Genomic DNA, 12,706 nt, shown 5'->3' on the forward strand with positions numbered 1-12,706 from the left:
TATTCCTAAAATAGATTCAATAATATATTGAATTTAATTTGATGAATCAAAAATTTTTGTTATCAAATCAATATTCCATTCTAATAAAGGATTATAGGATAAAAAGCCCTTTTTAACTTCTAAAGGACTATCAATGTTGTTAAGATATAAAGCACCTGTACCTAGACCTTGAGCCATAATATTTTGTTTTATAAAAGTATACTGAGCAATAGCATTAAGACCAATATTAGATTCTAAAGCAGATGTAATCCACCAACCTATATTATATTTTTCTGCTAATTGAATCCATTGATCAGTACCTTTAAATCCTCCTATAAAACTTGGTTTTAATATAATATATTGAGGCTTTACATCTAACAAAAGAGATTCTTTTTCTTCTAATGAAAAAAGACCTATTAATTCTTCGTCTAGTGCAATGGGTAATTCTGATTTTGAGCAAATTTCTTTCATTTTATCTTTTTGTCCTTTTGCTATAGGTTGTTCTATACTATGAATAGAAAGGTCTGCTAATTTTTTTAATTTGTCAAATACCGTCACAAAATCAAAAGCTCCATTTGCATCTACTCGTAACTCTATCTGTTCTTTTGAAAAATTTGAACGAATGAATTTTAATAGTTTATATTCTTTATCAAAGTCTATTGCTCCTATTTTCATTTTTATGCAATAAAAACCTTGTTTAATCTTTTCTTCTACTTGCTGCTTCATAAATGCTTCATCTCCCATCCATATTAAACCATTAATAGGAATCGTATTTTGTCCTGTTGTAAATGCAGAAGGAAATAATTCAAAAGGGTTATGAGATTCTAATGATTTAAAAGCCATTTCAACACCAAATTGTATGGAAGGAAATTCTAAAAGGTTATCCCAAAGTACATCTTTTCCTAAATGAATATTTTGACAAACCCACTTTAATTTTTCTTCATAATCAGAACGATCATCAACTGATAAACCTCGTAATATACCACATTCTCCTATCCCCTTTTTATTATTTTTTTCTAAAATTAAAAACCATGTTTCTTTTTTATTCAATATTCCTCTTGAAGTTCCAGCAGGACGTTTAAAATCTAATAAATATTTTGTATAAGTAGCTTTCATATATTCAGATTATGTGCAAAAATTAATTATATAATCTCCAAATTTTATCTAAGTTTTCTTGTGGTAGAGATGATTTTTTAAATTTTTCTAAATCGTTTATTGCTTTATTTTGCCATGTTTGCTTAGCTGAAATATTTTGTGATTTATATTTTTTATGAATTTCTTTAGATTTAGATATTTCGTCTAAAAACATATAGACATGTGCTAAATTTAATTTTATTTTTAATTCACTTTTATCTTTAGCCTCTCCCAATAATAATGTTTGCAATGATTTTTCAAATTGATTCGTATTCATGTACATTTCTGCTAAAAAATTATAATCTAAAGCATTAGCATATTCTGTAGCAATTAATCTATTCTGAACCCAATTAATTGCTTCTTCTTCTTTTTTATTTTTAAATAAATTTTCAGCTTGTTGGCAAATTAATTCATTATAAAGTGACATACAATTGGCTTGCTTAAAACATGCAGGATCATTTTGTTCTATAAAAAAAGACTGTTCTTGTTTACTCAGATTTAAAAAATCTTGAAAACGATATTTATCCATTATTTTATTAAGTAAACAAAAAGCAATATTATGGAATAGATCTGTTTTTAAATTTTTAGATAGAGCGTTTTTTTTAATATTTTCTAATATAATTTCTTTATTATTTTTATTCCATCCTCTACTGGCTGTATAATCAACCCAAGGAATTACTTCTAATATTATTTTTTCACTCATTAACCAATTTTGACTTTTAAAAGTAAACCAAAGGTTTTTGGTGTTTTCATTTAAACAAGTAGATTTTAAAGATATAAGTTTACCATCTTTGCTAACAGGATTTTTTTGATATAGGCAGGCTTTTTGAATTGATTCTGTCTGGATAAAATCAAGACTAGAGGACTCATCTATAAATATTGCATAAGTACATTTATCAACTCCTGAAATAGAAGAAACTAAAGAAATAGCACTTCCTGTACCTTTTCCTATAAAATAAGGATCTGGAATGGCTTTTAATACAGATGCAAGATCACTTACCATTTTTTGATTTTCATCAAGTAGTGTAATACGATAAGCTATTTCAGTAGTTCCTACAGGTAAATCTTGTGTTTTTACTACTAATTTTTCACCAGCAGAAAGATTTATTTCTTTAGTAGTTCCTCTCTGATTATCCCAATAACCAGAAGGCGATTGTGTATATCCTGTAAGGAAGTGTAAAATAAAAATTATATTGTAAAAATGGTATTTCATTAGAATCTTATAAAAATTAAAATAAAGAAGCTGCATAAATGTGAAAAACAGATTATTTTTTTATTATAGATAATAAATAATTGCCCATTTCACTTTTAGACAGCTTAATAAAAATAAATCTTTTGTTAAATTACCCAAATAACTTTTTCCAAAGACTCTTTTTTTCCTCTTTTTGTTCTATTTCAGGGATTTTTGCAATAGGAAGATCTAACATTATTTCTCTAACTATTTCGTGTTTGGCTATTTTTATTTGAGATCCAAATTGTAAACTTTGGGTATCACAATTTCCTATAATGATATCACTCACTTCATTAGACGAAACTAAAAAATCTTTATTTATGATACCAGCAGCTTCCAATATTCCTAGGTTATTAGATTTAGCATACTCTAAACTACTTAAGAAAATCGTAATACGTTCTCCAAAAAAAGCATTTAAGTCATCTTGTACACTTCCTTTTTTAGCATAATCCTGTAATAATTCTATTACTTTATTATAAGGAATGTATATACCTCCACTTTTTTCTCCTGAAATTTTATTATTGACCTTTAATAGTCTATCTTTTTCTTGCTTTACTATTTCTTGCCATTTTTTTGTATATCTTTCAAAATAAGATTTTTTATCTATTAATTTTGAAAAGGAAAAATCTTTTAAATAGAAATACTTTCTAAAAAGACCTTGAACGAGCGCTATATTATAGGCATGAGCTTCATCAAAATTATTTTTTGATTGAGCATTTTTAGCTGCCATTTTCATTATTTCAACATAGGATTTTAAACTCTCTTCTTTAAGATTAAAACGCCTACCATTTTTCACAATTTCATAATATACATGATCCAATATACTTTGAAATTTCAAATCACAATACCATTCGTTTATTTCTTTTTCTGAAATTGGATGATAACTACAATTCATTATTGATTAAAAATTAATGTTAATGATAATATTAAAGATATTAAAAAAGTACTTATTGCTAATTTTTTTAATTGAGGATCTAAGGCTCTATTATCTGGACAATTATAAACAGTCATCAAATGACTTATTAAAGGAAAATAGGCAACTAAAAATATATATTGATCCCAACTAAAATTAGATAAATAAGCAAATAAAATAATTAAAAACATTGCTGTAATAATTAAAAAGTAATGGTATCTTTTAGCATTATTCCCTCCTATTTTTACAACTAAAGTGTTTTTACCTGATCGGCGATCTAAAATTTCATCGCGCATATTATTTAAATTTAACACTCCAGAACTAAGCATACCAATAGCGGAAGCAGGTAAAAGTAATAGAGTATTAAAATCTTTTGTAAATAAGAAATTAACACCTAAAGTACTTACCCAACCAAAAAAAATAAAAACAAAAAGATCCCCTAATCCTTTATAACCATACGCCAAATTCCCAACGGTATATTTTATAGCTGCTATAATAGACACTATACCCAAACCAAGAAAAAATAAGGAATAATTAAGGTATTTATCTTTAAAAGAAAAATAAATAAGTAAACAAGCTGATAAAAAACTAATAATAGCTGTTAGATATACAGCTATTTTCATCTGTTTTGGGGTTATTTCACCACTTGCAACTAATCTTTTTTCTCCTATTCTATTGGCATCTGTTCCTTTTACCCCGTCTCCATAATCATTTGCAAAATTAGAAAGCACTTGAAAACTAATAGTTGTAAACACAGCTAATATAAAAATTTTCCAATCAAATAATGCAATAGAGCTAATGTTACTTGTTTTATAGGCATACATACTACCAACCAAAATACCCGAAATAGATAAAGGTAAAGTTCGTAATCGTGCTGCTTGTATCCACTGTTTCATATTTTTTGAATAAATAATATTTTGAAATAGTAATTAGTGATTATAGTCATCATTACTATATAATTTGTTAAATCACAAAACTAATAACTCTTTAAAAAAGGAGTAGTAAAAAGAATTTTATGATAATATTCTGTAAAAAATCTTTTTAAAATATAAAGATCATTAAAACCAAATATAATCAAAAGATTCTATACTTTATATTTTAAAATTCTTCTAGATTTTAAAGCAAAGAGAAATGCTCCTAACTTTCTTTTTTTAGAAAATAAAGCCAGAAGTATTTCTTTTTAAAACACCAAATATTAAGGAATGTATTTTTTTTCAAAATTGGGTTTACGTTTTTCTAAAAAGGCATTTCTCCCTTCAATAGCCTCATCACTCATATAAGCTAATCTTGTAGCTTCCCCTGCAAAAACTTGTTGACCTACCATTCCATCATCTGTCAAATTCATTGAAAACTTTAACATTTTAATGGAAATAGGTGATTTTTCTAATATTTCTTGAGCCCATTGATAAGCTGTTTCTTCTAACTCTTCATGAGGAATTACGGCATTTACCATCCCCATTTCATACGCTTCTTGAGCAGAATAATTTCTTCCTAAAAAGAAAATTTCACGAGCTTTCTTTTGTCCTACCATTTTAGCTAAATAAGCGGAACCGTATCCACCATCAAAACTAGTTACATCAGCATCTGTTTGTTTGAAAATAGCATGTTCCTTACTCGCTAATGTCAAGTCACAAACTACATGCAATGAATGCCCTCCTCCTACAGCCCAACCAGGAACTACAGCAATTACAGCTTTGGGCATAAAACGAATTAAACGTTGTACCTCTAAAATATTTAAACGATGGTATCCATCTTCACCAACATAACCTTGATGTCCTCTTGCCCGTTGATCTCCTCCACTACAAAAAGACCAAATGCCGTCCTTAGAAGAAGGTCCTTCTGCCGATAATAATACTACACCTATTGAAGTATCTTCATGAGCGTCTTTAAAAGCTACTAATAATTCTGAAGTCGTTTTGGGTCTAAAAGCATTACGAACATCTGGACGATTAAAAGCAATTCTAGCCACACCATTACATTTTTTATACGTAATATCTTCAAACTCTAGGGCTTTTTGCCATTCTATTGTACTCATAACAAAATTGCTATTTTATTAATTATTTTTTTAGATTGTGTTCTACAAAAATACTTTAATTTTATGGTATACGGTAATTCTATTTTTATAAATTCAGTTTTTATTCTAAAATTAAAAACTGAACAACCTCAGTAAAATAAAATAAAAAACTCATAATCAAATATTTAAAAAAAACACTTCAACCAATATTTAATTAATATTTTAAATAGACAAATGCTTTATCAAAATTGAATTTTATTAATAATTAAGAAAAAATTAAAAAAATATTATTAACAAAAGCTCATTCTAAATTCCGTTTTCTAAAATTATAATTACCTTTGACCCTAGCAAATAATTCGTTTTATGATTTACAAATTCAGAGTTATCCTTGATGCTGAAGAGGATGTATTTAGAGATATAGCTATTGAAGAAAATGATAGTTTAGAAGATTTACATAATACTATTGTAAATGCTTTTGGTTTTGATGGTATGGAAATGGCCGCTTTTTATACTTGTGATGATCAATGGAATCAAGATCAAGAAATTCCTTTATTTGACACAAGTGATAATCCTGGAGAAGGGTTAACAATGGCTGATCATATACTATCATCTACTTTTGATAAAAATAATACAAAAATTATCTATGTATATGATTTTTTAAATATGTGGACTTTTTTTGTAGAATTAGCTGCAATTGAAGAACCAGAACAAGGAATAGCTTACCCTGATTTATTGTTTTCACATGGTATATTACCACTAACAGCACCAGATAAAGAATTTGATGCTGAACAAAATGATTTTTACAGCGATTTTGAAGATGATTATGATGATGAAGATTTTGATATGTTTGAAGGTGATGATTCATTTAGTGATTTTGGCTTTGAAGAAAACTGGAATTAATTTTTAAAAACTCAAAAAACACTACAAAATAAAAACCAAGAATACTAGATAATAGAAATTCTATAAATCTTTATTCTTATATTATAAAATATGATTAATCTTTTTAATACCCAAATAGAAAACCTATCCATACATCGCGTAGGAAATAAAAGTAGAAATGAGGCTATCTTTTTGTCTGAACAACCTTATGGTTTAAACGATGAAATTATGCCCTTACTAAAAGAATTTTTCTTTAAACCCTTTAGAGATAAGGAAGAAAATTATTACCAATTTGCACATGATGTAGATTTGGAATATAATGAAATGTATAATTTAGCAACCGAAATTTTTACAAATCCAGCTAATATTCATGATCTTTCAAAAAAAATAACCAAACATCTTTTTGAACAATCCAACCATCCCCATATAAAGAATGGAGAAGTATATATCACTTATTTAACAAACGTTTCAATTGATAATAAACCAGTAGATGCGATAGGTGTATTTAAAAGCGAGATAAAATCAGATTTCCTTCAGTTTGAAGAAAAAGGAAGCAATCTTGAAATGATTTTACAACAAGGAATTAACTTACAAAAATTAGACAAAGGATGTTTAATTTTTAATTACAAAAAAGAAGAAGGATACAAAATACTAACTGTAGATAGTAATCGTTATGATGCCCGTTATTGGTTAGAACACTTCCTAAGTGTTGACGCATTTCAAGATGAAAATTTTATGACAAAAAAATATTTAAAGTTTTGTCAAGATTTTGCAAAAGAAGTAGTTTTACCTGCCGAAGATAAAAAAGAAGAAGTTCTTTTTATGAACCGAGCTGTAAATCATTTTGCTAAAAATGATAATTTTGAAGAATCAACCTTTCTAAATGATGTATTAGATAATCCTGATTTAATATCTGAATTTAAAAACTATAAAGTTGATAAAGGCGAAAAATATAGTGTAGAAGATTTAACTAATTTTCCAATTGCGAATCAAGCTGTAACGGATGTTCGTCGAAAAATGAAAAATGTAATTGAATTAGACACAAATATTCAAATAAAATTGGATTTTGTCAATCCCGAAAGTGCTGAAAAATTTGTAGAAAAAGGATGGGACGAAGAAAAACAAATGTATTACTATTTAGTATATTTTAATAAAGAACAAAAATCTTAATTATGCAACATATAATAGATCGCTTTATAAGCTACGTAACAATAGATACAGAAGCAGACCCTAACTCTAATACTACTCCAAGTTCTGCTAAACAATGGGATCTTGCTAACAAACTAGTAGAAGAACTAAAATCTATAGGAATGCAAGATGTAAGTATAGACGATAAGGCTTATATTCAAGCAACCTTACCTTCAAATATAGAAGAAAAAGTGCCAACCATTGGTTTTGTTTCTCATTTTGATACCACTCCAGATTTTACAGGAGCTAACATAAAACCACAAATCATAACGAACTATGATGGAGGAGATATAATTCTAAATAAAGAAAAAAATATTATTCTATCTCCTAATTATTTTGAAGATTTGTTATTATACAAAGGACAAACCCTCATAACTACTGACGGAACAACCTTATTAGGAGCTGATGATAAAGCTGGCATAACAGAAATTATGACAGCAATGGAGTATTTGATTCAAAATCCAGAAATCAAACACGGTACTATTAAAGTTGGGTTCACCCCTGATGAGGAAATAGGCCGTGGTGCAGATTTTTTTGATGTAGAAAAATTTGGGTGTGACTGGGCTTATACAATGGATGGTAGCCAAATAGGAGAATTAGAATATGAAAATTTTAATGCCGCAGGAGTTAAACTCATATTTAAAGGAAAAAGTGTACATCCTGGTTATGCAAAAGGCAAAATGATTAATTCAATGCTTTTAGCTACTAAATACATTAATAAGTTACCTAAAAAGGAAGTACCTGAAAAAACAAAAGATTATCAAGGTTTTTTTCATGTTGTAGATATCAAAGGAAGTATAGAAGAAACAACAGTTCAATTAATTATTCGTGATCACAATCGCAAAAAATTTGAAAAGCGTAAAAAATTAGCACAAAAAATAGCTGATAAGATCAACTCTAAATATAAAAAACAATTTGGAGATAATATTGTAGAAATAGAAATAAAAGATCAATATTATAATATGTGTGAAAAGGTTAAACCTATGATACATATAGTAAAAACAGCAGAAAAAGCAATGAAAAATTTAGGTATTACCCCTATCATTAAACCAATACGTGGTGGTACTGACGGATCTAGATTATCATACATGGGATTACCTTGTCCTAATATTTTTGCAGGTGGACATAATTTTCATGGAAAATATGAATATGTTCCTGTAGAAAGCATGCAAAAAGCAATTGAAGTTATTGTAGAAATTGCTCAACTAGTAGCTAAACAAAAATAAATTGTGCCTTTACAATAATAAAATAAAAAAGGGATGATAATCATCCCTTTTTTATTAATTTAAAACTAACTGTTATTTAAGTAATATTTTTTGAATTTCATTCTCTAAATCTTTACCAAAAAGATTAGTTTCTATAATATTTCCTCTTTCATCCACCAAAACTGTTGAAGGAATACTTTCTATAGTATAAGCTTTAGCAATTGGGTCTTCCCATTTCATCAAATTAGAAACATGATACCAAGTTAATTGATCTTTTTTTATTGCTTCTTTCCATTTAGTTAAATCTTCATCTAAAGATACACTTATAATATTTAATCCTTTTGGATGCCATTTTTTATAAAGAGCTACTACATTTGGGTTTTCTTGTCTACAAGGACCACACCAAGATGCCCAAAAATCAATGAGTGTTACCTTTCCTAAAACCTGTTTTAAACTCAGCGTTCTACCTTCAGGTGTTTTAGCAGTAAAATTAGGTGCTTTTTTTACTTCATTTTTTTTTTTGATCCTTCCATTGCTTTTTCAAAATCAGCTAACTGTTTTTTTATTTTTTTACCTGCTGCTGTTTCTTTTAGATCATTTTCTAAAGCATCAAACGATTTTTTAATCTTAACTACATCCGCATTTGGCGTATTAAAAAGTGTAGGTATCAATAATAAAGAAATAAATGATTTTGGATTTTCATTAATATACTTATCTCCGGAAGAAATAAACTCATCCTGAAATTTAGAAAATTCTGTATTTAATTTTTTCATAGTAACAGAATCATTTGTTTTTTGAGCGTCTTGCATTTTTGCCATATTTTCTTTTTGAAAATTCATCATACGCTTAGAAATTCCCATCATTTGAGCATTATACTTAACTAATTCCTCATTATTATAAGTACCTCCCACCTTTGCTAAAGGTATACTATCCTTGTTAATTTTTGCCGTAATGTTTCCTTTCTCTAAAATAAAAATAAAACCACCTTCTTGATTTTCAACAGAAATCATGTGAACTTGTGGTTCTTTAGCTTCTCCTTTAAAAACAAATTGCCCTTTTTCTATTTTTGCAGTATCAATAGATATCGGCATACCTGTATTTTCATCTTGCTTTTGTAAAAATACTTTCGTTCCATCTTTTAATCCATTGATTTCACCTTCAAATTTAAATCCATTACCAATTATACCATTACATGCAATAGATAAGGTTACTAAACTAATTCCTAAAATTTTTTTCATCTGTATGTATTTGTTAATAATATAAAGAACTATAAAAATAGTTTTATTACTTTTGAAGCACAAAAATAGCCTTTTTGTAGTTATATAAGTCATTTTTAAGTTTTATTTAAAGTTTTGAAGAAAACAAAATCTAAATATTATCCTCGAATAAATTCATTAAAAAAAACTTTTTGTTTGTTTGAAGAGGTTTCCTCTGCTTTTATTTCTGATTTAACACCTGATTTTGTAAGTAAATCAGGTAGTAAATATTATTATACCGAAAAAGGAATTTACAGATTATCAAATCATTGGGGACGATTTGCAAATTCAAAATGGCGATTAATAGATCATAAATTAAATTCTACTAAATATAAACTAGGTTTTGCTACTTGGGATAGTTTTTTTCCTGATAATGAAATTGAAAAATTATATTATCTTCATTGGGATCGTATCCGTAATGAAATTCATTATCTACACAAACAAACAAAAGATTATAACGGTTCTGCTATTTTAAGAACAAGTAAGGAAACTCAAAAAAAATTAAAAAATGCTCGTAATATCTTAAATTTAACCAATTGGGCAAAATATTTTGACGAAGATATTTCTTCTTTGAGAGAGAAAATAATAAATGATCTAATTTATACGGAATTAACTTTAGAGCAAATAAAAAAAAAATATTTATGAGTCGTAAAAACGAAAAAAATATTAAAAAATTTAATACTAAACTCAAAAAAGCTAAAATTAAAAATCAAGCAAAAAAAATAGAACGGAAAAATAAATTAAAAGAAATTACTAGTTTTTTTTATGCTAAAAATTAATAGATATACTATTTTTTTTAAGCTTCTAAATTAAAATTTTAAGCCTTTTCTTACATAATTTTATTTTTTTTACTAAATTTGAGAATGAGAACTAGTTAATTCATTTTATAATTCTTAAATTCTCTTGTCTTTTGTAAATGACATAATAAATGCTAAAAATAAAATTATGGAAAATTTGACTCAAAAAAAGACAATAGAGTTAATAAGTATTCTTTACTTTTCTACTGCATTGTTATTTTTAATAGATGAAATTTTTAAAATAAACAACTTATTCCATTATTTTGGATTATTACGGTTAATTCTACTACAAATACTATATATATATAGTTCATCTAAACGAAATTATCTTTTTATCACCATTTTGCTTTTTGTTATCATAAGCAATTTCTTTTTTCAAAGTAAGATTAAATCTTTTTTAGTTTATGGAATGGTTGCTTATTTAATAAATAGATTTCTAAGTCTTGTTTTAGTTTATAAAAGCATGACAAAAAAAAGAATAATTCCTTTTTTAATTGGTTCTTTTCCTTTTTTATTTTTCTATTTATATATTATATTCTTAATTGATGAATTTTATGTTTTTAACTTTTTAGTTATTTTGTTTAATGCTATTCTAATGTCCTTATTGGGAGGTATTGCCTTGTCTAATTACTATTTAGAAAATAATGATATTAGTAATAAAAATTATCTTTTACTTATAAGCATTATTATGTTTATGATGCAAAACTTAATATTTATCCTTCAAAAATATTATACTTTAGAAAAAATATTTGAACCTATTGGCATAGCACTAAATACATTATCCCTTTATATCTTTTATAGATTTATTATATTAAGTGAAAAAGAGTCGAATATTAATAAATAATTTTTATTTTAATATTTGACTCTTTTTATTCTTAAACCTAATTAAGAATTTAATCACTTCAATTATATAAATAGTATTTAATATTTTAACTTATAATTATCTAATCTTACTTAGGAAATCAGAAACTTGTCTTTTATTCTTTATCTTTTTTATTATTTTCTAAAGGTACTAAATCAGACTCAGAATCTTCTACAATTGTAGTTGAAACAGGGCTCGTTGGAGTGTAATTAGATTTTGGAAAAGCATTATATCTTTCTTCTATTTTAGACCAATTAATTATACTAAAAAAGGTATTAGCATATTCTTTTTTCTTATTTTGAAATTTTAAATAATATGCGTGTTCCCACATATCCAAGCACAACAATGGAACCCCTTTGAAACCTAATCCTTTCATTTGAGGAGCATCATTATTAGAAGTTGTAATAATTCGTAATTTGCCGTATTTATCAGAAAGTAACCAAGTCCAACCAGAACCATTTATTTTTATAGAAGCTTCAGAAAAGTTTTGTATAAATAAATCGAAAGAGCCAAAATCTCTATTAATAGCATCTAATAGCTCTCCAGTGGGTTGTCCTCCTGCTTTTGGAGCAATAGATTCAAAATAAAAATTATGATTATACACCGCACCTACATAATTACGGATATCAGTATCAGAATAGTTTAAATTTTTAAATATATTTAAATAATCTAATACTTCATATTTTGTTCCTATAACTGCTTTGTTTAAAGCATTAACGTAAGGTAATAAATACTTTGAGTAATGTAATTCTAAAGTATTGGCATCTACATAGGGCTCTAAAGCTTTGTAATCAAAAGGTAAATTATATAGCTGAAAAGCTCCTTCTATAGCTTTTAGGTCGGAAGGTTTTGTATCTTTTTTTTCAACAGCTATTATAGGAGTAGCTGGAACATCCACTACTTCTACTAAAGTATCTTTTTTACAACTTAAAAGAGATAATCCGATCCAACTTATGATAAAAAATTTTTTTTTACTCATTTATTGTAACTATTTCGTTTACTAAATCAATATAGTTTTTTTTAGCTTCTTCAATAGATAAATTACTTACTTGCATCCAAGCGTTTAGCTTAAAAGCATCTCTTACATCCAGACTGTTATAATCCATATTGGATATAGAACCATAACTAGCTTGTTTATAATAAGCATATAAACGTAACATAATATCCTGAGGAAGGGAATCCTGCTTCATTTTAGAAACTTTTATAAAAGCTTCTCTGAATTTAATATCTAATTCTTGATCAAACATT

At 26.7% G+C, this 12,706-nt stretch carries 15 protein-coding genes; 6 read left to right on the forward strand and 9 right to left on the reverse strand.

The window, feature by feature from the left end; all coding sequences use genetic code 11:
• Positions 1-33 precede the first annotated feature (33 nt).
• The 5 genes from NAB20_RS11775 to NAB20_RS11795 all read right to left on the reverse strand — a co-directional run bounded on the left by NAB20_RS11775 (position 34) and on the right by NAB20_RS11795 (position 5,292).
• Positions 34-1,095, reverse strand: a complete 1,062-nt coding sequence (locus NAB20_RS11775) for an o-succinylbenzoate synthase (protein WP_127823020.1) — start codon at positions 1,093-1,095, stop codon at positions 34-36.
• Between the two features lie 22 nt (positions 1,096-1,117).
• Positions 1,118-2,326, reverse strand: coding sequence for a lipopolysaccharide assembly protein LapB (locus tag NAB20_RS11780; protein WP_181142906.1), 1,209 nt, complete (start codon positions 2,324-2,326; stop codon positions 1,118-1,120).
• 130 nt (positions 2,327-2,456) lie between these two features.
• Complete coding sequence (locus NAB20_RS11785) at positions 2,457-3,239, reverse strand: hypothetical protein (protein WP_105196961.1); 783 nt, start codon at positions 3,237-3,239, stop codon at positions 2,457-2,459.
• Entirely contained in the window at positions 3,239-4,153 is a 915-nt protein-coding gene (gene menA, locus NAB20_RS11790) for a 1,4-dihydroxy-2-naphthoate octaprenyltransferase (RefSeq protein ID WP_105196960.1), read from the reverse strand. Before menA ends, NAB20_RS11785 begins: the two co-directional genes overlap by 1 nt.
• A 299-nt stretch (positions 4,154-4,452) precedes the next feature.
• Positions 4,453-5,292, reverse strand: coding sequence for a 1,4-dihydroxy-2-naphthoyl-CoA synthase (locus tag NAB20_RS11795; protein WP_105196959.1), 840 nt, complete (start codon positions 5,290-5,292; stop codon positions 4,453-4,455).
• Between the two features lie 342 nt (positions 5,293-5,634).
• Between NAB20_RS11795 and NAB20_RS11800 the strand changes: the two genes are divergently transcribed.
• The 3 genes from NAB20_RS11800 (at position 5,635) to pepT (ending at position 8,564) form a co-directional block, all read left to right on the forward strand.
• The gene (locus tag NAB20_RS11800) at positions 5,635-6,171 is read left to right on the forward strand and encodes a hypothetical protein (protein ID WP_088394226.1); all 537 of its coding nucleotides are present in this window, start codon (positions 5,635-5,637) and stop codon (positions 6,169-6,171) included.
• Positions 6,172-6,261: 90 nt separating this feature from the next.
• A complete protein-coding gene (locus tag NAB20_RS11805; protein WP_088394224.1) occupies positions 6,262-7,320 on the forward strand; it encodes a nucleoid-associated protein in 1,059 nt (352 codons plus the stop codon).
• 2 nt (positions 7,321-7,322) lie between these two features.
• Positions 7,323-8,564 (forward strand): peptidase T, encoded by a 1,242-nt coding sequence (gene pepT, locus NAB20_RS11810; RefSeq protein WP_088394222.1) that lies wholly within the window; start codon positions 7,323-7,325, stop codon positions 8,562-8,564.
• A 72-nt stretch (positions 8,565-8,636) separates the two neighbouring features.
• Here pepT and NAB20_RS11815 read toward each other — a convergent pair whose 3' ends face one another.
• Together NAB20_RS11815 and NAB20_RS11820 are read right to left on the reverse strand one after the other, a co-directional pair.
• Entirely contained in the window at positions 8,637-9,068 is a 432-nt protein-coding gene (locus tag NAB20_RS11815; protein ID WP_105196958.1) for a TlpA disulfide reductase family protein, read from the reverse strand.
• The gene (locus tag NAB20_RS11820) at positions 9,047-9,781 is read right to left on the reverse strand and encodes a DUF4369 domain-containing protein (RefSeq protein WP_105196957.1); all 735 of its coding nucleotides are present in this window, start codon (positions 9,779-9,781) and stop codon (positions 9,047-9,049) included. Before NAB20_RS11820 ends, NAB20_RS11815 begins: the two co-directional genes overlap by 22 nt.
• Before the next feature lie 114 nt (positions 9,782-9,895).
• Between NAB20_RS11820 and NAB20_RS11825 the strand changes: the two genes are divergently transcribed.
• From NAB20_RS11825 to NAB20_RS11835, 3 genes are all read left to right on the forward strand, one after another.
• Positions 9,896-10,444 (forward strand): hypothetical protein, encoded by a 549-nt coding sequence (locus NAB20_RS11825; RefSeq protein WP_127823019.1) that lies wholly within the window; start codon positions 9,896-9,898, stop codon positions 10,442-10,444.
• Positions 10,441-10,578: a hypothetical protein gene (locus NAB20_RS11830; RefSeq protein ID WP_164849072.1), complete on the forward strand. Its 138-nt coding sequence runs from the start codon at positions 10,441-10,443 to the stop codon at positions 10,576-10,578. The genes NAB20_RS11825 and NAB20_RS11830 overlap by 4 nt, the downstream gene beginning before the upstream one ends.
• Positions 10,579-11,059: 481 nt before the next feature.
• A complete protein-coding gene (locus NAB20_RS11835; RefSeq protein WP_127823018.1) occupies positions 11,060-11,440 on the forward strand; it encodes a hypothetical protein in 381 nt (126 codons plus the stop codon).
• 133 nt (positions 11,441-11,573) lie between these two features.
• Here the strand turns inward: NAB20_RS11835 and NAB20_RS11840 are convergent, their stop codons facing one another.
• Positions 11,574-12,437 carry a superoxide dismutase gene (locus NAB20_RS11840; RefSeq protein WP_375605175.1) on the reverse strand — a complete coding sequence of 288 codons (864 nt, stop codon included), beginning with the start codon at positions 12,435-12,437 and terminating at the stop codon, positions 11,574-11,576.
• Complete coding sequence (locus tag NAB20_RS11845; RefSeq protein ID WP_088393851.1) at positions 12,430-12,705, reverse strand: acyl-CoA-binding protein; 276 nt, start codon at positions 12,703-12,705, stop codon at positions 12,430-12,432. Before NAB20_RS11845 ends, NAB20_RS11840 begins: the two co-directional genes overlap by 8 nt.
• Position 12,706: the final 1 nt, after the last annotated feature.

This window comes from Flavobacterium davisii (genome assembly GCF_042182265.1).
Classification (GTDB): Bacteria; Bacteroidota; Bacteroidia; order Flavobacteriales; family Flavobacteriaceae; genus Flavobacterium; species Flavobacterium davisii.